We start from the raw sequence: 20973 nt of genomic DNA, 5'->3' as shown, positions 1-20973 counted from the left end.
TGCCCACCTGCTTGCTGGTGTGGCTCACTATCGGTCTGCAGCCCGCCGGACGCCGCTGACGAGGCGTGGCTCCAGAAGGGACTGCCCTGCTCGTAGTAGCAATGCCCACCTCGCCGTCCACATCGGAACAAGCACAGGCGGAGCAGCAGATGAGTCAGGACGTCGAGCACGTGATCATCGGGGTCGATCCCCACAAACTGTCAGCCACGATCGAGGTCGTCGATCAGCAGGAGCAATTGCTCGGCTCTGGCCGGTTCACCACCGACCAGGCCGGCTACACCGCGATGCGGAAGTACGCGAAGAACTGGCCGACGCGGATCTGGGCGGTCGAGGGGGCCAACGGTGTCGGACGTCCTCTTGCGCAACGACTCCTCGAGACGGCGAACATGTCGTGGACGTGCCGGCCAAGCTTGCCGCGCGGGTCCGACTCTTCGACACCGGTCACAACCGCAAGACCGACGCTCGTGACGCGCACTCGATCGCGATCGTCGCGGTCCGCACTAAGACGCTGCGCGTACTCCAGGTCGATGGCGAGCTGGAAGCACTCCGGATGCTCACCGATCGCCGCGAAGCACTGACTCGGCGGCGGGTGCAGACCGTCGATCGGCTCCAGGCGCTGCTGGCTGAACTGCTGCCTGGCCAGGCGAAACGTGACATCACCACCGGCCAGGCCAAGGCGATGCTGGCCACGGTTCGCCCCCGAGACATCGCCGGCAAGACCCGTCGCCGGATCGCCGCCGAGGAGCTCACCGAGCTGATCGCAGTCGAAGCGAAGATCAAGAAGGCCACCGCCGAACTGAAGGCCATCGTGCTGGCTCGAGGTTCACAGCTGATGGACATCCACGGCGTCGGCCCCGTGGTCGCGGCCCGGGTCTTGGCCGACGTCGGCGACGTGGCCCGGTTCGCCGACCGCAACCGCTTCGCGTCCTGGACCGGCACTGCGCCCCTGGACGCATCCTCGGGTGAGCAGAACCGGCACCGTCTCTCACGGGCCGGGAACCGGCGGATGAACCACATGATCCACATCGCCGCGATCAGCCAGATCCGACTCGACACCGATGGGCGGACCTACTACCGACGCAAGCGAGCCGAGGGCAAGAAGTCGCTCGAAGCCATCAGGTGCCTCAAGCGCAGAATCTCGGACGCGATCTACCGTCAACTGCTCGAGGACGCACACCGCGCCGGCGAGGACCTTGGCACGGGCCCGGGAGGGCACTGCGGGGCGACTCTTCAATCCAGCGCGGTCGACCGGCTCCCGCTCATCGACACTTCGGATCAGCCACTTCCCGGACCCGCGAATCAGAGGCTACGCCGAACCGGTTGACAACAGAAGGGAGCCGGTAAGACACAACACCTATCCGCGGGGTCGCACCATGAGTGGACGGCCGCGCAGCGGCCTGGCGGTGCGCATCAGAGGTCGACTCGCGGTCCGTGGGAATGGCTGCAGTGCTGCCTGGCATCATACTTGCGTATGGGAGAGAGCGATAAGCCAAGTAGGCACATCGAGGCCGCAGGTGCCGCAGTTGGCGCAGTCACCGGCACGGCGATTGGGGGGCCCGCCGGGGGTGTCATCGGGGCTGCAGTAACCCCGTATCTGGTGGATCTCGTGGGGCAATCGTGGGGCGAGCTCCGAGGCCGAAAAGAGTGGAACGCAACCCAGGTAATTGCGCAGGCTGCGTCCTACGCCGACGTCTCACCTGAAACTCTCCTGACGATGGCTGCTGATGACCCAGCTAGGGGCCGCCTTCTTGATGTGAGTCTCCAAGCAGGCGCGGCTCTTGCCGATGAGGAGAAGATCGCTGGACTTGCGCGCTGCCTTGCCAACGGAATTCAAGACGCTGCTCGGGTCGACCAGGAGGTCCTGATTGTTCGCGCCCTCACCGATCTGGATCCCATCCATGTTCGGGTTCTCGCGGATATGCATGGAAGATCGAGGTCCCAGCGCGACATCCACAGATTCATGATGGGAGACGTCTCAGTCACAGAGTTCATGAACGCTGATGACCTGTCGGGTGCCGTTTTGGCCGTGCTAGAGCGACATGGATTGGTGTCGGTCAACGAACGGGTCACACCAGATCGCGGAGGGATACACAGCCGCGGACCTGAAGTAAAAATCACATATCCAGTCACGGAGTTCGGGAAGCTGTGCCTGGAGCGCCTTGGGCACCCAGTCACGAGACGTCAGAGGTTCGGCGAGACCACCTGAAGGCGTGGAAACTGCGCAGCGGCGGATGGCTACGTACCTGTCTATTCAGATGCGGCGGAATGGGTCAGGTTGCTGGCGGTCGGGGATAGGCGTCTCGACCTACCCAGACGAGTCAGGCCGGAGTGCAGGCGTCGATGAGTGGCTTCCACAGTCGGTGGACGGTCCCACTGTCGGGAACCACGATGTGGGCGCGTTCACGAGCGCGAGTGAGGCACACGTACAGCAGCCGGGAGCCGGTGGCGAAGGGCTCGCCCTCGTAGCCATGGAACTCGTCGGGCTGCAACATGAGGACCGTTGCGTCGGCCTCACGGCCTTTGGTCTGATGCAGGTTCATCAGCTGAACTGGCTTCGGACGTGACGATCGAGCGCCCACGAGAGTAGAGCCACGGACTTCTTCGACTTGCGCCGCAACATCGGTCATTGTTCCGCCGCGCTCGAGCAGTCGAAGGGCTCGTTCGAATTGGCGGTTCGCTTCGTTCCAGGTTTCCTCACCTCGCGGGAAACCTAGATTCGTGTGAAGAGCCTTGATCCGGCTCAGAAGCTGCTCGAAGTCTGGGGGTGGGCCGGCCGCCGTTCTGATCGCAAGTGTCGCCACCTTGAGGGCTTCCTCGAACTTTGGGAGCCCGCGGCTGACGATCTTCGGCGGAATCTGCTTCTCGCGGCTTCCGCGGCTGATGGAGTGCACGTACGCGGCGAGCGCTGCGCGACCCCCTGACTCCCTCTCGATAGCCCAGCGTAGGAGCGCGAACTGTGCTTGAAGTGCATCACCGAATGCCTCCGTGAACCCGACCTGCTCGTGGACGATGCCTGCTTGAGTGAGGCCGGTCGAGAGTTCGGCCGTGGCCGCGTGTGTGTGGGTGAAGACGCTGACAGTCTTGTTCGCGAGGCGTTCGGCGGCGATGACAGAGGCGACGCCGCTGCATAGCTCGGCAGGAGGAGCGTGGTGCAGCACGATGCGGCCGTTGGTGACCGCGTGAGCGATCGCAGCGTCTCCGAAGCGGCGTTCCATTGCTGCGAGAGCGGCCGCGGGAAGGACGCCCGTCGGGTCGCGATGACTGAGCGGCGGGAGGGTGACCTCGATAGCTCCTGGAAGGGCCGTTGCTTGTGCGACCCGGTCGTAAGGGTCGATCTTCTTCATCCCGGCGTAGATGCACTGGTTGGGGTCGCCGAGGAGGATTCGTTGCGCTCCCGGCGCAACCGACTGAAGGAAGGTCCACTCAACGTCACTGGTGTCCTGGAACTCGTCGCAGATGACAGTCCCGTATCGTCGGTTGTAGTAGTCGCGGACGGTTGGAGCCTGGAGGAGCTTGGTGGCCGCGGGGAGAAGGTCGGCGTAGGTCATGCCCGGGAAGGCAGCCGCGGCGAGGCTCGCTTCGGCTGCGGATTGGACGCGCAGGGGGTACGGGTGGCCGTAGTGGCGTCCGAAGCTGCTCAGGATTCTCCAAGCGAGGCCGTGAAATGTCACGACGTCTACCTGCCGCTGCTGCGGACCCAGGACGTTGGCCGATCGGTCCAAGATCTGGCTAACTGCTGTTCGTGAGAACGAGACAAAGAGGACCTTCTGAGACGCGGGCAGGGCAGGAGCAGCCCCTGCAGGGGTGATTGCTCGCGCCGCTTGCCGAGATTCTTCAAGAGAATCGAGGCGCCTTCGGGCCGCAGCCGCAGCTGTGGTGGTCTTCCCGCATCCAGCGCCGCCGAGGACAACGGTGACCGGCGCGTCGCTGTGAATGACGGCTTGCTGCTGAGCCGAAGGTTGGTATGGCATGCGCGCACCTACACCGCGGCGGTTGGGTCGATAACGTCGATGCGTTTCTGGAGTGCGTAGGTGGGGTGCCCGCACAGAGCAACGGCTGTGAGGGCGTTGACGACTACCGGAGGCAACACACCTGTTTCCTCAACCAGTGCAGTAAGGAATTGCTCGTGGAGTCCCTTACTGTGAAGTAGTTTCATCACCGCGTTCGAGACGTTCTCGTCCGGCTTGCCCAACGTCGGGTCCGGCTGGCCGTAGTCGGTGAACACGGCCGCAGCGGCGCGGACCTGCGTCGCTGTAGCACCAGCCAAGAGGGCCCGTTCAATAGCCATGTTGTCGGGCAGCCTTACTAGGGCATCACATTCGTTCTCAATGTCGGCGAGGACAGTTCCAGCCTTCTTGGCCGGGTCGCCGTCGACGAGCGCAACGACGCGATAGCCCAGTTGATGAGCGAGCTTTGCGACCTGCGGAATCTGCCCCGTGCCGCCGCCTGAGCCCGTGTCGGCAGTGATCAGTCTGATCCCGTGCGCGGCCAGTGGAAGGTCGGGAGTCATCCGCCTCCTGTCGGCCGCGCTAAGAGCTGACAGGTCGTGCTGGCCCTCGGACACTGCGACGGTCGTCGCTGTGAGAGCCGGGAGCAGTTGCGCTTGGATGTGCCGGTGAAGGCCTGCCTCTTTTCGATCGGCTGGTGGCGCGACCTGGTGCACCTGTCGCGCGCCGGTGTGGCGGGTCAGACGCACTAGCTCGGTGGCCTCGAAGGCACGAGCGGCGTCGGCGCGTCGGGTGGTGATCCAGACCTGGGCGGCAGCTCCTCGGAGCGCGTTCGCCAAGTGTTCTGTAGACGGGCCATCCAGAGATTCTCCGAGGTCGTCCCCGACAATCACGGCACCCGAAGTTGAGGACGCCACCAGGAGTGCCTCTGCGGCCGATAGAACAGCGGTCGTCGTGGAGCCGTGGCTCTCCAGCGGCAAGGCGCCTGTGCCGTCGAGGTGTAGGACTGGTTGGAGCGCGCGGAGGAGGCCGGCGAGTGAACCGTCTTCCGGCAGGAAGGTGATGTCCGTGCCTGCAACAGGACCGTCGCCGATGCGCCGGGCTGGTCCCGTGTCGGCTACGAGAGCGTCGAGAACGCCCTGGATCGCGCTGTTCGCAGACAAGGCCGATGCCGCAGCCACCACGTCGCGTTCCAGCGTCTGAAGGGCGGTCGCCGACGACACTGGATCGTTATCAGAGACCAGACGCCGAAGCAGACCCTCAGCGCGCAGTTGGAGCGGCCGGGCCGAGTCGAGAAACACAACCGGTAGGAGGGACCTGACTACGGCCGGCACGCGAACGTACTTGTCCGCTGACGGGTCGCTCAGGATCGGGTAGAACACCCTGTGTTCGATGGAGTCGGTCACTGCATCGTACGAAACCCGGTAGGCAAGACGGAGACCCAACGACGCCCCTGGTGAGGCGCTCCCTGAAAGGTCTGCCGTGCCGTCAGCCAACAGCGGCTCCAACGCGCCGTCAGCTTCATGCTCGAGGTCGATAGGTAGGTCGGCCAACGTGATCGCAACCTCGGCGTACGGAGCCAGGACAGTGTTGGAGGTACTACCCGGCGCTGCGGCAGCGAGGGTCTGTCGTATGTCGGCCGTTGTTGGCTGGCTGCGTGTAGACCTTGGATCGAGCACGCGGCGGAGTGCTGCCACCAGGTCAGAGCGGCCCGAGCGAGGCTCGCCGATCGCGAGGACGTGGCCTCGCGGGCGCAGGTCGAGTTGGTGCCATCCGCGGAAGTCCACGGCACGAAGTTGGGTAATGCGCAACGTCAGGACCTTCCGCCTTGGAGATGGAGATCCATCTTCCCGTTCGACCGTGCTCGCTGTAGCCGAAACTTGCAATCACGTCTGTCTGCGCCGACGATCGTTCGCCCCGCTTGGGGGAGACTTTGTGACGGGACAGGGACAGCGTCCGCGGACAGGGTTCGCGCCCTCGAGGGCATAATCCATTCTGGGCGGTGGGCCGAAGCCGCGTCCTACTGGGCGATTCGCGGCGGATAGACGCAGGTCGCCGCCAACGGCTCGTGCAGCAGACCCAACTGACCACGGGCCAGCAGAGGAAGAAGCGCCCGATTCGCGATGAGTGATCGAACGCTCTGGCGGTAAAGGTCATAGCCAGTATGATTCGTCCATGTCTGAATCTGGCTTCAAGTCTGACTTGATAATTCGCAGGTTCCGGGTCTGTTTTTCCCACTCATCCACTTGGGATCGGGCGCGATTCAAAGCTTCGCATTGAGCATCCGACAAGTAGAAGCGAAACGACTCCACTGCGTCCCAAGCCTCGTTGCAGTCCTTGAAATTGAGTGGCTCCGTCGAAGAAACCACGAGATAGCGTTCAACAGCATCCGTCACGATCTGCTTTTCGATGCGTGGATGCAGTTGCGGCAGGATATTGATCGCACCATCCGAGCTGTAGACGATTACGATCGCTCGGGGCCGCTCGCTGTCAAGGTATCGGATGGCATTATTGAAGCGACTGCCACGAGATGGATCGCCTCGACCATGGGCGGTGCCATCGAGAATAACACCGATTGCATGACATAGGCCCTGTGGGTCAACGAGGACTGCGCCATCCATGTCTGTCAACTGTGTCAACAACTCGTTCGTAAGCTGCGTCGGCTCGATAGACCACGACTGCGGCGATAGACGCTCGGCTTCATTGGCAGCATCGCCCGAGATGATAAGCATCGCCCCGTGCCTATGATTACCGGCGGCTCGTGCGGCTTCGCGAAGCGCGTCCTGGTCGGCTTCAAGGAAGAAGCGACTCACGAGGTCTTCCAAGTATTCTTCATCAAGTACAGGCGTCGGCAAGCGCGGAATTCCGTCCTGCACAATCAGTAGTGCTTCACCCGCATGCGAAAATTCCCAGACGCCTCGTGCTGTGAAGCTGACAGAGAACACCGTTTCGCTATCAACGTCATAGTCTGGCTTCACTACCCCAAGTCCATAGACTCTTTCGCCATCCGACAGTAGGTCCGATTGAGATCCGCTGGCCTCCAGAAGCTTTCGCACGGCCGGCACGTTACGCATCTTCACCGGGTGCTTCAGCCTGAGGAATACTTCAATAGCCGGATCGTCCTGCTGGGCGATGACCAATCGTCCCGCTCCTGGCCGCCCCTCATACGGCAGAGCAGAGAGACCGCTCATGAGCAAGTGGTTCTCGCCGCCAAACCAGAAACCAGCGCAATACAACATGGAGCGAACCATCGCTTCAGTCGCGCTCCCTATGAGCTCATCCGCGCTCTCCGGAAAATAACCCGAACCAGCACCCGGAATATATAAAGCTCGCGCGGAACGGATAAGGATCTCCCGAATCACAGAATGCACCAGCGACTGATACACCTGGAAGCGATCGCGTTCCTCGGTCCTTATCTGAGGAACGCTGCTAAGAGCTGCCTTATCGACGCTTATGGCCGTGTGTACTTCGTAGTCACCCACTCGGACTGATCCACTCGCAAAGAACCTTCTTCCTTGCTCTCGCGGCATCGCTTCAAAGGCTTCTTCGAGTGCTTTTGCGCGCATCCTGTCGCGCAGTTCTTGATGACGCAGTTCATGCACATGAGCAACGCTGTGGATCATATCGCGGTCAGGGTGGTTGTTATAAAGCTCAACCGCTCGCTGCCTTACTTGACCTAGGCCATCGGGCGAGTAAGGGCCATCTTCAGGCTCAATGCATACATCAAATTCGTGTTCGCCGGCAGCTTTAAAGCCAACGAGCACCACTTCAGGATTCCCGGCGAAGCCGATTGCTTGAAGGGTCATCTCGGCTCGAACCTTTACCGAGATTCTGAAGTGGGGTTGATAGGCCCACATAAACTGCCTGATGGCACGCCCTTCCTTCATTGCCTATTCGCTCCTCAACAAATCACGGCCGTCTCTTATGGCCGAGGTCCCCTCAACTTCGCCATGACCGGTCTCACGCAGGCCCTCCAAAGAGTTCTCCCGCCTCGGCGAAGTCATCGGCTAGCTTCTTCTCGTTTCGCACTTCAAAGTCCAACTCGCCCTTGCTGTCGCGATCAGTCCAGTAGCGGCCTTTTAGGCGTCTCGCTGGGTTGCCTGACACGTCAAGCACGGTTGAACCATGGTGGATTGGACTACGATGCTCGACACGCATATCGGGCTTGTTGAGATACAAATAGGTCAGCAGAAAAGACCCATCAACCTCCGACACCTTAGCCAAAGCAGATGTCGACTTAGACTCATTCGTCAACAGCTTTACGGAAACTAGCGAGGCCGTCTGTTGCACCACCAGGTAGACGGTCTTAGGCGGTGGGTTGTTGCTTGTTACTGGATCAACCCAGAAGGACGTGAGCGTGCCTTTCCAGGTCCCGCGGAGATTACGCGGGATTCCTACTCCTGGGATTCGCTGAATCCAAGCAAGTCGCCATAGCCAGAAATCCCATACGTTGAACATGATCGTGCATACAAAGACCGCAGTCGAGAACAACTTGAGCGTGCCCCAGTCTGGCCTTCCGTCATGCATCCAAGCAGTAATCATGAAAACACCGACGACCACGCCAACGATGGCGCGAATGACAATCGTCATGTTCATGATGCGTATCCCAGATAGTTCCAAGCAGCTTTCACGAAATCACGCCCGTCTTGACGGTTCCAGTCCTGAGCACTGTGAAAGAGATACTTGAGTCCACTCACTTCTCGCCAACGCTCGGATTCGACAGTGGGCTCATCGCCCTCAAGCTTTTGCCAGATGTGCAGGATGATCCCTTCGACGGTCTTCGTCCAACTCGACTCAAGGAAGACACTGTCTGGACAGTTGTACACAAGACATTCAACAAAGAAAGATGGAACCTCACGGTGGTCGCCTGACGCTACCATTACATTCTCGACGCGCTTCATGATTCGGACTGCCCTTTTGTAATACTGGTTGGTGCGCGTGTTCTTCGCCCGACCATTCTCTAGTTGCTGCTTTGGGTAGTTCACTAGAGAGTTGCCGTTCTTCTTGAAGACTTTTGCGCCCTCCCGGTAATTAGTGGCCGAGAAGTAGTACCGGTAGTCGAAGCAAGGCACGACATCGGCGTCCACCCTCGCGCTGCCGGAGTGGATGCGGAGTGCCGTCGATCCCGAGGAGTCGACCTGACCGGGAAACTTCGCTCTCAGCGCTGCCTCAAGTTCCAAGCGTAGTTTCGCCGGGGTCCAGATTCCTGTGTAGGACCCGCTCGGCGGTTGCGCGCCCTTAGTTCCCTCGTCCCAGTACACGGCCTCACCGCACTGCACGGAGATATCAACGTCGCTATCGGCCTTGACGTTGGTGTTGTTTGCGTAGGAGCCTTTGGCGTAAACGCTGAGGTCGCAGCCATCGAACGCAGTGTGCGCCTTAATGGCCTCGCGAATCATCCGCTCAGTGCGGTCTTGTTTATCTTGCTCTGTCGTGCTTGACGGTCCAGTCCAGCCGCTCAACTGTTCTTCTAGCGTCACGCAGTCTCCCCGTTAGATTCTAAAATTGTAGGACTTATCGCCTTTTCCGCCAAGAGCCAATATCACAACATTGCGCGGCATGGGACCGAGAGTTCCGAATGCCCGACTAATAGTACGCCATTGGGTCCGTTCGAGACGAGGTTTGGAAGCGGAGCTCCGGCATCCCAACTGACTCCGAGGTCAACGGGATCCGCCCCAGGGCTCGCCTTTCGCCGCAGCGAGCTGTCGTTCCGCTTATTGAAGCGCGTCCAAGCTTCCTGGTCGGTGTAGTCCGGGGCGTTGAGCATATCGCGCGCGCCCTCGACGGCGCGTTCCAGATCACCCGTCATCTGAGCATTGTGGCAGCCGCGTAGCTGGACCGTCGCCCACCTCTGTTCCGCCTCGTCATCGGCGGATCCGTGTTTCAGCACGCGTCATTCTGGGCGAAGTGACGCACGCGGAGGTCGCCCGCGCATTGACCGTGATACCTAACCTGACTGTGTGAAGAGAACAGGCGGGCGGCCGGCGCGGGTCGAGGACGTGCACGACCTTGCCCTTGGTATGCCCCACGTCCGCGTCTACGCGGGCACCCAGAACAGGCCCATCTATCAGGTGGGTGGAAAGTCGTTCGTCTTCTTCCGGAACCCGCGTCCTGACGCGTTCGACCCGGACACAGGCCAGCGCTACGACGACGTCATCGTCTTCTGGGTGCCTAACGAGGGTGACAAGCTGGCGATGGTGCAGGACGAGTTCTCGCCGTTCTTCACCACTCCGCATTTCGACGGCCACCTGTCGGTTCTAGTCCGAGCGAGCCGGCTTGGGGAGATCAGCTATGACGAGCTCGCCGAGGTCGTGCAGGAGGCTTGGCTCTCGCGCGCGTCAGATCGCCGAAGAGCGACCTGGCTCGAGGAGCACCTACCGGACTAGCGCGGGCATTGGGTGGCCGTGGCGAACCCAACTTTGGGGGATCGGGCACGCGTCCCTTCGGATCTCGACACGATAGACGCGACTATGGACTCCATCGCGGCGGAGCAAGGATTCGGCGCCGCGAACGAGCTGCTTGAAGCACACATCCTGCTCCGACCACGCGCGGCGGTCTCGATAGGAGTGAGTCGATGAATCTCCCTGAAGTACTGCTGACGTCGTTGCTGGGGCTCATAGCGGGGTCGGTCACCGCTTGGCTAGGAGCTCGGTGGTCGTACCGCCGGAAGTTGCAGGAACTCAAGTTCCAGGCGGCGCACGAAGCTAGGCGCGGGACGTACGAGGCCACCCTGCAGTGGGTTCGAGCCGCGTCTCTGGCCTCCCGATTGCAGGCGGAGCAAAGTCGGCACGGAGGCGCCGAGGAAATCGACTACGAGAACTGGCCGCAGCCCAGGCCCGAGCTATGGGAGCTATACGTGTCCGATCGCGTCAAGCACCTTCATCAGCGCTTCGTTACGGCCGCCGGACGCGTGCACGCGACGGCGGGGCGCCTTCGTGCGCAACGTACAACTCTCGAGCTCTTCTCGGGTATCGATCCCGATGACCCGACGCTACTCGCGGAGGTGGTCACCGCAGGTGACTCGCTGGACGCCGAAATGACCGCGAGATTGGTGGAGCTCGACGATTCGCAATCGGCTCTGCTGGAAGCGATGAGGTCAGAAGTGATCGGCGGCAACTAGCTTCGATGCCGTTCGAATTAGTGCTTCAGCCGTCGTACGCCTCGACCAACTCAGTTGGGGCGGCGGCGAGCCAGGCGTCGACCAGCAGGTCGCGTAGGTCTCCTGGGGCGATGACGCTGAGCTCGATGAGCACGGCGGGGTAGTTGTTGAAATGCGGGATCGTGAAGACCCCGTCGATGCCGGCGGCGAGGACGCCTTCCTTCTCGTGCAGGTCGGCGGTGTTGACCGCGATGATCGGAGGATCGGGCGGGGTCTGGTCGCCGAAGCGCTTGAGGTCGGCCTTGCTGAACGGGCGCAGCCAGGCGAAGCCCTTGCCGCGTACGGACCAGGTCGGGTTTCCGTAACGCTCGCCCTCGGCGACCTCGGGCAGTTCGCCGATGATCCGAGCCACGTCTTGGAGCGTTGCCATGTTTGGAGCGTAGTTCGTGGCGCTGCTCGATCGGGCCGGTTCGACCAAGCCGGTGGGTAAGGTCAGGTCGGTGACGTCCATGGTCGACTCGGTCGTGTCCCGGCTGTTGCGGACCCGCGCTGTCGTACGTGCGCCGATCTGGCTCTATCGACACCGGGCCGGGTGGCTTCTCGGGTCCCGGATGTTGATGCTCGAACACATCGGACGTCGATCGGGGGTCGCGCGGTATGTCTGTCTCGAGGTCGTCGAGCGGCCGAGCGTGGACGAGATCGTGGTGGTGAGCGGCTTCGGCACCGGGGCGCAGTGGTATCGAAACCTCCTGGCCGAGCCTGCATGTCGCGTCAGCATCGGGAAGCGTACGAGCGTCGCGGCGCAGGCGACGTTACTCTCGGAGCAGGAGTCCGCTGCGGTGCTGGGTCGCTATCAGACGGCACACGCGAAGGCCTGGCGGCGCCTGCGCGGTGCGATCGAGACGGCGGTCGGTCACGAGGTCGAGGGACTGCCGATGGTGAACCTGAGACTCGTAGGAGACTGAGATGCGTCGCAAGTGGCTGTGGTTGATCAAGAACACGCTCAACAAGGTGACGACACGGGTGGCTCGTACTGGACACGGCCCGTTCTCGCTCGTGCGTCACGTGGGGCGGAAGTCGGGGAAGACGTACGAGACGCCGATCGTCGTCGCGCGGGTGCCGGAAGGATTCATCGCGGAGCTGACGTACGGCGAGGACGTCAACTGGTATCGCAACATCGTCGCGGCCGGAGGCTGCGAGGTGTTCGTGGACGGGAAGTGGCACCAGGTCTCTGCGATCGAGCCCTATCCGTCCGAGGAGGGCCGAGACGCTTTCGGGTATCCAGCAAAACTGGTGTTGCAGGTGCTGCAGAAGCACGAGTTCAGGCTGCTGCGTACGGCCTGATCATCCTGTCGTCGTTCGATGTCGATCAGGCTGGGTCGATACGAACAGCGCTGGGATGCTGGATGGCCCAGGCGATCCTGACCTGCTGGCTGGGATCCATGTCGAGGGCGGAGGCCCTTGCACGCGGGACCCATTCGACCCGAGGGCTTTCGGAGCTCCGGGTGAGTTCACCGGCGAGATAGGTCGCGCGGTAGACGATGGCGAACTGTTGACGGACTTCGCCGTTGTCGTACTCGACGCGGTGGAGTGGGTCGGTGAAGACGCCGACCAGGCCGGTGCACTGAATGTGGATGCCGGTCTCTTCCAGAGTTTCGCGGACGACGCAGGTGGTCAGGCTCTCGCCGAACTCCAAGGTGCCGCCGGGCATGGACCACTTGCCGTTGTCGCTGCGTTGAATGAGCAGGATCTCGCCGTCGCGTTCGACGAAAGCGGCGGCTGCTGGCACCAGGCTGTTGACTGGTGGGGCAGCGGGGTCGTCGTGCCAGTCGATCCGGGGCATATCGCTCAGTCCGCTACTGGGTAGCGCCCGGTGAGGTAGTCGTTGAGCTGGCGGCGCATCGTGGGGTGAACGTCGTAGTCGTCGAGTGCCGTCGGCTCTATCCAGTGCACTGCGGACGCCTCTTCGTTGGTCGTGGGGGCTCCTGAGATCGGCCTGCCGAGATAGGTCACCTCGTACTCCTGTCGTACCTCGCCATCCGAGAGGTACTCGATCAGGTGGTTGGGGTCGCTGTAGACACCTAGGAGCCCGGTGATCTCGGCCAAGATCCCAGTTTCCTCAGCGCACTCGCGCACGGCGCATTGGCTCGGCGTCTCGCCGAGCTCTTGCATGCCCCCGGGCAATGCCCACTGTCCAGTGTCACGGCGCCGTTGCATCAGAATCTCGCCAGCGTTGTTGATGACCAGAAGATTCGACGCCGGCACAAGGGAGTTGGCAGCTGGAGCGTCAGGGTTGTTCCAGTGCTCGATGCGCGTGTTCACTCGGCCATCCACGGCTTCGCGCCGTCCCAGACAGCGTCGAAGCTCTCGACGTACTTCCTGAACATCGAATCCTCACCCGTGTCCCGGACATGTAGCAGCGGATTGGCTGAGGCCGGGCTGCCCCACAGGTGAGTGTTGATCATCGCTTGCGAGTCGTACCGGAATATCGAGGCGTACAAAGCGGTGTTGTGCAGCCGAATCTCGCATCCCGGCACATCGCGCAGGCCACTGAAGTAGGTCAGCGATGCCTGGACCTTCGCGCCGAGTGCGCTGCCGATGCCTTCCTCTTCGCCACGGAGAGCTACTGCGCTCCCGGATGGAGAGCCGAAGCACAGACGCACTTGTGCGCCGGCTTCGGCTCGCTCAGCCAGCATCGCGGGGAAGCGCGGGTTGGTCTGGTTGAGGAAGGTTCCTGCGAACACGAGAACGTCGACGTTCGCCTGGGCCTCCTTGAGGAGGCTGATCCACTTCCACTGAGGGACGCCGGCCCGGTTCGGGTAGACCCCGACGATCTCGGCGTGAGCGCCAGCCGCCGCGACGTCGTGACGAGCGTCATCGGGCCACAGTTGGTCGATCGAGAGTTCGAGTGCGTCAGCGGCAAGCCGCTGATTGCGACGATGCGGTCGCCGGTCCTTGGTGATCCAGCGCTCGACAGTCTTCTCGTCGAGCTCGATCTTCTGAGCAAGGTCGGCGGAAGACCACCCCCGATGGGCTAGCGCATTCCGCAAGGAATCGTTCACACCGCTCAGCATAGGGACCTTTCGGGGACGTTTTGGTGGACGTAGGAAGGTGTTTCGCCCGCTCTTCGCCAACCTCTTACTAGGGCACAGCCGAGCGTGCAGCCGCCATTTCGTCGGCTACTGAGCGTCGCTTGCTGCCGGTGATCAGGCGCGCACTTTTTGTGTCGCAAACGTCCAGTTAGGTCTCGAGCGGGAGGTGCAAACGTCCCTGCCTCCGCGGTCATGGTGGTTCAAGTCCCCGGCGCGCCGGGTCTCAATCGGCGCCGGAGCGCTGGGGACTTCCAGTCCGAGACGACTCCTGCGAAGGAACCCGATGAGCACGTACACGCTTGGAGGCGCCACCCGACCAGGGCGGCCACGTGTGATCGCGCGTGCGGCAAGCGCGCTCGCTCCGCGGGATGAGATCCTCCAGGCGGCCGCCGAGCTCTTCGTCAACCGTGGGTTCGCGGCGACCTCGACGCGGGACATCGCGGAGAAGGTCGGCATCCGGCAGGCGTCGCTCTACTACCACTTCGAAGGCAAGCCAGGGATCCTCGCCGAGCTCCTCGAGCTCTCGGTGCGGCCGAGCCTCGAGAAGGTCGAGACGATCGAGCTGGAGTGCCCGGCCGACGTCCCGGAGGCGGCGCTCTACCTGCTCGCGCTGATCGACGCGGACACCCTCGCGACGGTGCCGCACAACATCGGCAGGCTCTACCGGATGCCCGATGTCAGGAGCAGCGAGGTCTTCGAGGAGTTCCAGCCGGCATTTCAGGAGCTGACCGCGGCGTACGGTCGGCTGGGTGCCGGCGTCGTCAGCGGCCCCGTCGCGGCCACGGTGGGCGTGGACCAGCTGGGTGGGCTGTTGGTCCAGGCGGTCGAGGTGGTGATCCGGATCCGGTCCCGCGGTGAGGAGGTCACCCGTGGCCAGACTCAGGCGATCGCGGCGACCTGCCTGCGGATGTGCGGCGTGCCCGAGGAGAGGATTGCCCGCGCGGTGGCGTCTGTCGAGAAGCGTTTGGCGTAGCAAGGTCTTTCGACCAGGCAGGGAGAGTCGGTTGACCCTGCTGTGCCGGTGGCGGGCTTCTTAGCGTGGAGGAAACCGAGGAGGTCGCATGAAGTACGACGTCACGATCGAGCACGAGAACGGTCGGTTCCTGGCCGTGCATGCCTTCGAGGGCCGGCCGGACGAGATGGCCGAGATGCAGGGACAGGCCTTCGGGACGGTTGCTGAGCATCTGGCTGCCATCGGTGTCCCGATCGAGGGGGCGGCCGTGTCCTGCTACGAGATGTCCGATGACAGCTTCCACGTGTCCTCGGGATTCGTCGTGGGCGGGCCCATCGCGCCCGGTGACGGCGTCGAGTCGCTCCGGCTCCCTGACGTCGATGTCGCCAGCACGACGCACATCGGTCCCTACAACCAGCTGGGCATGGCCTATGAGGCGTTGAAGGAAGGCGCCGAGGCGAAGGAGCGCCACGTCGATGCGTCCGCGATCATGTGGGAGGAGTACCTCACCGGCCCCGACTCCCCACCCGATGAGATCACCACGGTGGTGCACTGGCCGCTCGAACCTGCCGGGGCGTGACCTCGGGAGGCCGAGACGGCGATGGCTGTGATCAGGGGTTGGGATCGAGGTGCGGGAAGTTGCGGTTGAGCGCCCAGTCGATCCGCACGCGCTGGCTCCGGTCCATCTGAAGGCTGGGGACGATCGTGGGATTCACCCATTCGGCGTGGGTGTTCTCAGCCGACGGAGTGGGCTCGCCGGCGAGGTAGCGGCCGGCGTAGATGATGGAGCACTCCTGGCGTACCTCGCCGTTGGTGGTGTTCTCGATGCGGTGGCGCGGGTCGGTCCAGATCCCGACCAGGCCGGTCACCTCGATGGTGATGCCGGTCTCCTCGAGCGTCTCGCGGACCGCGGCCGCGGTCAGCGACTCACCGGGCTCCATCGCCCCGCCGGGCATCGTCCAGTTGCCGGTGTCGTTGCGGCGGATCAGCAGGATCCTGCCCGGGTCGTCGAGCACGAAGGCGCCGGCGCTGGGTCGGATGCTGTTCACCTCGGGGGCCGAGGGATCGTTGTGCCAGTCGACTCGTTGGCCCAAGTGCCTGGGGGCGCGAGGACGTGGCGGTTGTACAGACGTGTCTAATGTCGGCCGAGATCCCACGGCGCCGAGCATAGCCGAATTTGCCGAGGTCAAACGCACACAAGCAGGGCCGTGCCGGCCACAAGTTCGACTCCGAAGTAGAACCAGATGGGATAGAAACGTACGGGGGTATCGAGCAGGCGCGAGATGAGTCGGCCGCCTGCCATCCCGATCAGGGCGAGGCCGACGGTGGTCACGGCACCGGTCCGGATGTCGCCGATGTCGAGAGCAGCGGCGCCGAGCACGGCGGCCATGGCGATGCCGAAGCCGCCGTAGACCGCGCGGATCTCCGAGCGGGACTCGGGCGTCTTCGCCGAGAGGTGGAACGGGGCGCCGAGCGCGGCCGGGGTGATCAGGGCGTACGTCCCCATCGCGAGGAAGAAGACGCCGATGACGGCGATGGTCAGGCTGGCCACGGTGTTCACCGTGGGATCATGACGCGCATGGCGACCGAGCCGCTTCCGGATTCGTGCTGCGACGACGCACGGCCGACGGTCTGGCTCTGGTCGGGACATGCGGCGTACCGAGGACCGTCGCTGCGGCTGGGCACTCATTCCGGGTCGGTCACCTGCTTCGCGCTGGGCCTGGACGCTCCCTTCCTGCTGCGGTCAGGTCCGGGGGAGCCGCGGCGGGTGCGGAGCGCGCTGATCCCCGCGCGTACGTCCCATCAGATCGTCGTGGGGGAGGAGCAGACGATGCTGTTCTTCTACGTCGATCCTGGCGCATCGGGGACGGCGCATCTGTTGGGGGCGATGACCGACCGGAGGGGCACGATCGCGTACGACCATCGCGACGAGGCGGCGCTGATCGCCGACTGGAGGCAGGGGCCCGTCACGGACCCGGAGATGCTGCGACGACGTCTGCTCGATGCCGGTGAGACGACCCCGACCGACGAGCGGATCCGCGTCGCCATGCAGCTCCTTCGCGACCGGCCCGGTGAGCGGGGGAGCGCGGCGGAGATGGCCGCCGCGGTCAACCTGTCCCAGTCGCGCTTCCTGCATCTGTTCTCGGCCCACTCGGGCACGACCTTTCGCCGCTACCGCCTCTGGGCCAGGATGCGGTACGCCGCAGCGGCCGTCAGCCAGGGCGCGGATCTCTCGACGGCCGCCAGCGACGCGGGTTTCGCCTCACCGAGCCATTTCAGCGACACCTTCCGGGCGATGTTCGGACTCACCGCCACGCAGTTGCTCTCCAACCAGCTCCGCATCGTGGTCATGGAGCATCGCGCGGTCGACGAAACCCTGACTAGCTCGTGACGGCGCCGACCGCGGCCGACTGCACCGTACGCCGGTACTTGCCGAGCACTCCGCGCTGATACTTCGAGGGAAGTGGCTCCCAGCCGACCTTCCGCCGCTCCAGTTCCTCCGGTTCCACGCCGACCTCGAGGGTGCGGTTGACGACGTCGAGGACGATGGGGTCGCCGTCGCGGACGAAGGCGATCGGGCCGGCGTCGACGGCTTCTGGGGCGATGTGGCCGACGCAAAGACCCGTGGTTCCTCCTGAGAACCGGCCGTCGGTGATCAGCAGGACATCCTTCCCGAGACCAGCGCCCTTGATGGCTCCCGTGATGGCAAGCATCTCCCGCATGCCCGGGCCGCCCTTCGGGCCCTCGTTCCGAATGACCACGACGTCGCCCGCGACGATGAGACCCGCTTCAAGGGCGTCCATCGCGGCCCGCTCCCCGTCGAAGACTCGGGCGGTGCCGCGGAAGACGGTGTCGTCGAAGCCGGCTGTCTTGACGACAGCGCCCTCAGGGGCGAGCGAGCCCTTCAGGATGGTGAGACCACCGGTGCGGTGGATCGGCCGCTCGAAGGAGTGGATCACGTCGTCATCGAGGGCGGGCGGGCTCAGCTCGGCGAGGTTCTCCGCCATGGTCTTTCCGGTCACCGTGAGACAGTCGCCGTGGAGCAGCCCCGCGTCCAGGAGCGCCTTCATCACGACCGGGATCCCGCCGATCTTGTCGACGTCGTTCATGACGTACTTGCCGTAAGGCTTGAGGTCGGCGAGGTGGGGGACCTTTTCTCCGATCCGGGTGAAGTCGTCAAGATCCAGGTCGACCTCAGCCTCGTTGGCGATCGCCAACAGGTGCAGCACGGCGTTTGTGGAACCGCCGAGGGCCATCACGACCGCGATGGCGTTCTCGAAGGCCTCCTTGGTCATGATCTGACGCGCGGTGATGCCCCTGCGCAGCAGCCCGACCACCGCTTCGCCCGAACGGTGGGCGAAGCCGTCGCGGCGTCGGTCGACCGCGGGCGGCGCGGCCGAGCCTGGCAACGACATGCCAAGTGCCTCAGCGACGGCAGCCATCGTGTTGGCCGTATACATACCCCCGCAGGCGCCCTCGCCAGGACAGATCGCCTTCTCGATGCGGGTGACCTCATCGCGACTCATCTTCCCCGCGATACATGCCCCGACCGCCTCGAAGGCGTCGATGATCGTGACGTCGCGGCCGTCGACCTGCCCGGGCATGGTCGAGCCGGCATAGAGGAAGACCGATGCGAGATCCAGCCGAGCAGCCGCCATCAACATGCCGGGCAACGACTTGTCGCAGCCCGCCAGCAGCACGGAGCCGTCGAGCCGCTCGGCGCTCATCACGGTCTCGACCGAGTCGGCGATGATCTCGCGCGACACCAGCGAGAAGTGCATGCCCTCGTGGCCCATCGAGATCCCGTCGGAGACGGAGATGGTTCCGAACTCCAGCGGATAGCCGGCGGCCGCGTGAACGCCGTTCTTCACTGCCTTGGCGAGCCGGTCGAGGGACAGGTTGCAGGGGGTGATCTCGTTCCACGACGATGCGACGCCGATCTGCGGCTTTGCGAAGTCGTCGTCTCCAAGGCCGACGGCCCGCAACATGCCTCGGGCAGCGGTGGCTTCCAGGCCATCGGTGACGGCGCGCGACCTGGGCTTGATGTCAGGTGTGTCGGGGCTGAGTGGGTTCACATGTACGAGGCTAACCGTGTGGTGACCTAGACGCCGGTCGGCAGGGACTCGATGTACTCCTCGGTCGGTCCGAAGTCCGGGTCAGGATGGACCTCGACGTACGTCGCGGGGTGGGTGAGGTCGAGGGTGGAGATCTGGTTGGTGCCGGTGCGCCAGAGGGGAGCGGGGGCGTAGAGGCGGCGTTGGGGCCCGCGGCTCCACAAGCGGCCGAGCAGGGTGCCATTGAGCCAGACAAACCGGTCTCCGTCACCGGGGATGGCGAGCCAGCCGTCGGCGGGGCCGTAGACCTCGATGACGGCATTGGCGACGCCATCGAGGTCGTTACCGTCCCAGCGGTCGAGGGGTGCGGGGTGGTGGGCCCAGCCGTGGACGAGGCGTCGGTCGACCTGGACGCCGCCGAGGATCCCTTTGTGCTCGCCGAGCAGCGGGCCGTAGTTGACGCGGCCGAGCGCCTCGACGACCAGGGTCAGCTCGGCGACCTTGCCGAGACCGGGAAGCGTCAGCACCGCGGCCTCGGCGTCGTCGCGCTCGAGCAGGCCGAGGGGGCGTCCGTCCAGGAAGACGTACGCCCTGTCGTGCAGCCCACGCACGGTGAGATGGACGTCGTGGCTGGGGAGCGTGACCGAGGCGCGGTACGTCACCAGGCCCGCGTCGACGCCGAGCTCCTCGAAGCTGAGCGGCCCCGCCGCGCGCGTCGCCCGCCCACGGGTCACCAGTGACAGCAGGTCGGTGCCGCGCGAGACCGGCCCAGACGAGAACGCGTGACGCGGACCAGTCGGCGGCAGCGCGGGCAGCGCGTCGACCGTGCGCCCGGTGGCGGGCGCCAGGATGTCGCGGTAGAGGCTGAACTTCTCCGAGACCCGGCCGTCCTCGCCGACCGGGGCGTCGGAGTCGTAGCTGGTGACCGTGGGCTGGATGCGGCGGCCGTCGTGGTTGGCGCCCGCCCAGAGCCCGAAGTTGGTGCCGCCGTGCGCCATGTAGACGCTGACCGAGCCGCCGAGGTCGACGATCTCGCGCAGCGTCGAGGCAGCGCTCTCGGGGGAGCGTACGTGGTGGTTCTCGCCCCAATGGTCGAACCAGCCGTTCCAGAACTCGGCGCAGAGGAAGGGCTCGCCGGGCCGTCGTGACTGCAGCATCGCGTGGGCCTCCTCGGCGCGACTTCCGAAGGTCGCCGTGGCGAGCGTGCCCTCGACCATGCCGGCGTCGAGCATGACCTCGGTCGGGCCGTCGGCGGTGTAGAGGAGCTCGGTGATGCCGCGGTCGAGGAGCCCCTGCCGGAGCCAGGTGAGGTGGGCGGCGTCGTCGCCGTAGGAGCCGTACTCGTTCTCCACCTGCACGGCCACGACCGGTCCGCCGTGAGCGGCCTGGAGCGGGACGAGGTGGGGGAGCAGGGTGTCGAACCAGCGTGAGACCGCGTCCTGGTAGACCGGATCGCTGCTGCGCGGTGCCCGGGTGCGTGCGGTGAGCCACGACGGCAGCCCGCCGTTGGTCCACTCGGCGCAGATGTAGGGGCCGGGGCGCACGATCACGTCGAGCCCGAGGTCGCCGGCGATCGTGACGAAGCGGGCCAGGTCGCGTGGCCCGGTGAAGTCCGGGGAACCCTCGTCCTGCTCGTGGAAGTTCCAGGCGACGTAGGTGTCGATCGTGTTGAACCCGGTGGCGGCGACCCGGCGCAGCCGGTCCTCCCACAGGTCCGGGTGGATGCGGAAGTAGTGGATGGAGCCGGACAGGATCCGGTGGGGGACACCGTGCTTCAGGAACTCGCCGTCGCGCCAGGTCAAGGTAGGGGTCACCCGCCCGAGGCTAT

Annotated in this window: 22 protein-coding genes; 9 read left to right on the top strand and 13 right to left on the bottom strand. The window is 64.2% G+C overall.

Going from position 1 to position 20973, the window contains the following annotated elements; all coding sequences use genetic code 11:
• Positions 1-397 precede the first annotated feature (397 nt).
• Positions 398-1324, top strand: coding sequence for an IS110 family transposase (locus tag OH802_RS22785; RefSeq protein ID WP_406022375.1), 927 nt, complete (start codon positions 398-400; stop codon positions 1322-1324).
• Positions 1325-1471: 147 nt separating this feature from the next.
• Positions 1472-2206 (top strand): hypothetical protein, encoded by a 735-nt coding sequence (locus OH802_RS22780; protein WP_406022373.1) that lies wholly within the window; start codon positions 1472-1474, stop codon positions 2204-2206.
• Between the two features lie 112 nt (positions 2207-2318).
• Here the strand turns inward: OH802_RS22780 and OH802_RS22775 are convergent, their stop codons facing one another.
• The 5 genes from OH802_RS22775 to OH802_RS22755 all read right to left on the bottom strand — a co-directional run bounded on the left by OH802_RS22775 (position 2319) and on the right by OH802_RS22755 (position 9427).
• Entirely contained in the window at positions 2319-3971 is a 1653-nt protein-coding gene (locus OH802_RS22775; RefSeq protein WP_406022372.1) for a UvrD-helicase domain-containing protein, read from the bottom strand.
• A gap of 8 nt (positions 3972-3979) precedes the next feature.
• A complete protein-coding gene (locus OH802_RS22770; protein WP_406022370.1) occupies positions 3980-5644 on the bottom strand; it encodes a hypothetical protein in 1665 nt (554 codons plus the stop codon).
• Between the two features lie 456 nt (positions 5645-6100).
• Positions 6101-7753: a hypothetical protein gene (locus tag OH802_RS22765; RefSeq protein ID WP_406022368.1), complete on the bottom strand. Its 1653-nt coding sequence runs from the start codon at positions 7751-7753 to the stop codon at positions 6101-6103.
• Between the two features lie 154 nt (positions 7754-7907).
• Entirely contained in the window at positions 7908-8543 is a 636-nt protein-coding gene (locus tag OH802_RS22760) for a hypothetical protein (RefSeq protein WP_406022366.1), read from the bottom strand.
• A complete protein-coding gene (locus OH802_RS22755; protein WP_406022364.1) occupies positions 8540-9427 on the bottom strand; it encodes a nucleotidyltransferase in 888 nt (295 codons plus the stop codon). Before OH802_RS22755 ends, OH802_RS22760 begins: the two co-directional genes overlap by 4 nt.
• Positions 9428-9907: 480 nt before the next feature.
• Between OH802_RS22755 and OH802_RS22750 the strand changes: the two genes are divergently transcribed.
• Together OH802_RS22750 and OH802_RS22745 are read left to right on the top strand one after the other, a co-directional pair.
• Complete coding sequence (locus OH802_RS22750; RefSeq protein WP_406022362.1) at positions 9908-10333, top strand: MmcQ/YjbR family DNA-binding protein; 426 nt, start codon at positions 9908-9910, stop codon at positions 10331-10333.
• Between the two features lie 188 nt (positions 10334-10521).
• On the top strand, positions 10522-11067 hold the full coding sequence (locus tag OH802_RS22745) for a hypothetical protein (protein ID WP_406022360.1): 546 nt from the start codon (positions 10522-10524) through the stop codon (positions 11065-11067).
• A gap of 25 nt (positions 11068-11092) precedes the next feature.
• On the opposite strand, the gene OH802_RS22740 is transcribed toward OH802_RS22745, so the two are convergent.
• Complete coding sequence (locus tag OH802_RS22740; protein ID WP_406022358.1) at positions 11093-11476, bottom strand: MmcQ/YjbR family DNA-binding protein; 384 nt, start codon at positions 11474-11476, stop codon at positions 11093-11095.
• Between the two features lie 16 nt (positions 11477-11492).
• Here OH802_RS22740 and OH802_RS22735 point away from each other — a divergent pair, with 16 nt between their 5' ends.
• Positions 11493-12011: a nitroreductase family deazaflavin-dependent oxidoreductase gene (locus OH802_RS22735; protein ID WP_406022356.1), complete on the top strand. Its 519-nt coding sequence runs from the start codon at positions 11493-11495 to the stop codon at positions 12009-12011.
• Between the two features lies 1 nt (position 12012).
• Positions 12013-12390, top strand: a complete 378-nt coding sequence (locus tag OH802_RS22730) for a nitroreductase family deazaflavin-dependent oxidoreductase (protein ID WP_406022354.1) — start codon at positions 12013-12015, stop codon at positions 12388-12390.
• A gap of 25 nt (positions 12391-12415) precedes the next feature.
• On the opposite strand, the gene OH802_RS22725 is transcribed toward OH802_RS22730, so the two are convergent.
• Genes OH802_RS22725 through OH802_RS22715 form a run of 3 tightly spaced genes read right to left on the bottom strand, consistent with a single transcriptional unit; the run spans position 12416 to position 14108 of the window.
• Positions 12416-12889: an NUDIX hydrolase gene (locus OH802_RS22725; protein WP_406022352.1), complete on the bottom strand. Its 474-nt coding sequence runs from the start codon at positions 12887-12889 to the stop codon at positions 12416-12418.
• A gap of 5 nt (positions 12890-12894) precedes the next feature.
• Positions 12895-13368 carry an NUDIX hydrolase gene (locus OH802_RS22720; protein ID WP_406022350.1) on the bottom strand — a complete coding sequence of 158 codons (474 nt, stop codon included), beginning with the start codon at positions 13366-13368 and terminating at the stop codon, positions 12895-12897.
• Positions 13365-14108, bottom strand: coding sequence for a terminase gpP N-terminus-related DNA-binding protein (locus OH802_RS22715; protein WP_406022348.1), 744 nt, complete (start codon positions 14106-14108; stop codon positions 13365-13367). Before OH802_RS22715 ends, OH802_RS22720 begins: the two co-directional genes overlap by 4 nt.
• 313 nt (positions 14109-14421) lie before the next feature.
• On the opposite strand from OH802_RS22715, the gene OH802_RS22710 reads away from it, so the two are divergent.
• Positions 14422-15111: a TetR/AcrR family transcriptional regulator gene (locus tag OH802_RS22710; RefSeq protein WP_406022346.1), complete on the top strand. Its 690-nt coding sequence runs from the start codon at positions 14422-14424 to the stop codon at positions 15109-15111.
• Between the two features lie 88 nt (positions 15112-15199).
• Positions 15200-15670 (top strand): GyrI-like domain-containing protein, encoded by a 471-nt coding sequence (locus OH802_RS22705; RefSeq protein WP_406022344.1) that lies wholly within the window; start codon positions 15200-15202, stop codon positions 15668-15670.
• A 31-nt stretch (positions 15671-15701) separates the two neighbouring features.
• Here OH802_RS22705 and OH802_RS22700 read toward each other — a convergent pair whose 3' ends face one another.
• Positions 15702-16139 (bottom strand): NUDIX hydrolase, encoded by a 438-nt coding sequence (locus OH802_RS22700; protein WP_406022342.1) that lies wholly within the window; start codon positions 16137-16139, stop codon positions 15702-15704.
• Between the two features lie 137 nt (positions 16140-16276).
• The gene (locus tag OH802_RS22695; RefSeq protein WP_406022340.1) at positions 16277-16642 is read right to left on the bottom strand and encodes a DUF4345 domain-containing protein; all 366 of its coding nucleotides are present in this window, start codon (positions 16640-16642) and stop codon (positions 16277-16279) included.
• An 18-nt stretch (positions 16643-16660) separates the two neighbouring features.
• On the opposite strand from OH802_RS22695, the gene OH802_RS22690 reads away from it, so the two are divergent.
• On the top strand, positions 16661-17482 hold the full coding sequence (locus OH802_RS22690; RefSeq protein WP_406022338.1) for a helix-turn-helix domain-containing protein: 822 nt from the start codon (positions 16661-16663) through the stop codon (positions 17480-17482).
• Here the strand turns inward: OH802_RS22690 and ilvD are convergent.
• A complete protein-coding gene (ilvD, locus tag OH802_RS22685; RefSeq protein ID WP_406022336.1) occupies positions 17472-19166 on the bottom strand; it encodes a dihydroxy-acid dehydratase in 1695 nt (564 codons plus the stop codon). The genes OH802_RS22690 and ilvD overlap by 11 nt on opposite strands.
• Positions 19167-19192: 26 nt before the next feature.
• On the bottom strand, positions 19193-20959 hold the full coding sequence (locus tag OH802_RS22680; RefSeq protein ID WP_406022334.1) for a glycoside hydrolase family 35 protein: 1767 nt from the start codon (positions 20957-20959) through the stop codon (positions 19193-19195).
• Positions 20960-20973: the final 14 nt, after the last annotated feature.

Source organism: Nocardioides sp. NBC_00850 (assembly GCF_045207335.1).
Classification (GTDB): Bacteria; Actinomycetota; Actinomycetes; order Propionibacteriales; family Nocardioidaceae; genus Nocardioides.
Note: the sequence above shows the minus strand (reverse complement) of the source record. Positions and strands in the feature narration are given on the sequence as shown.

Coding starts and splice junctions, on each gene's coding strand:
- OH802_RS22690 (WP_406022338.1), top strand. CDS start 16,661: ATGACGCGCATGGCGACCGAGCCGCTTCCGGATTCGTGCTGCGACGAC.
- OH802_RS22705 (WP_406022344.1), top strand. CDS start 15,200: ATGAAGTACGACGTCACGATCGAGCACGAGAACGGTCGGTTCCTGGCC.
- OH802_RS22780 (WP_406022373.1), top strand. CDS start 1,472: ATGGGAGAGAGCGATAAGCCAAGTAGGCACATCGAGGCCGCAGGTGCC.
- OH802_RS22760 (WP_406022366.1), bottom strand. CDS start 8,543: ATGAACATGACGATTGTCATTCGCGCCATCGTTGGCGTGGTCGTCGGT.
- OH802_RS22710 (WP_406022346.1), top strand. CDS start 14,422: ATGAGCACGTACACGCTTGGAGGCGCCACCCGACCAGGGCGGCCACGT.
- OH802_RS22745 (WP_406022360.1), top strand. CDS start 10,522: ATGAATCTCCCTGAAGTACTGCTGACGTCGTTGCTGGGGCTCATAGCG.
- OH802_RS22765 (WP_406022368.1), bottom strand. CDS start 7,753: ATGACCCTTCAAGCAATCGGCTTCGCCGGGAATCCTGAAGTGGTGCTC.
- OH802_RS22775 (WP_406022372.1), bottom strand. CDS start 3,971: ATGCCATACCAACCTTCGGCTCAGCAGCAAGCCGTCATTCACAGCGAC.
- OH802_RS22730 (WP_406022354.1), top strand. CDS start 12,013: ATGCGTCGCAAGTGGCTGTGGTTGATCAAGAACACGCTCAACAAGGTG.
- OH802_RS22725 (WP_406022352.1), bottom strand. CDS start 12,889: ATGCCCCGGATCGACTGGCACGACGACCCCGCTGCCCCACCAGTCAAC.
- OH802_RS22740 (WP_406022358.1), bottom strand. CDS start 11,476: ATGGCAACGCTCCAAGACGTGGCTCGGATCATCGGCGAACTGCCCGAG.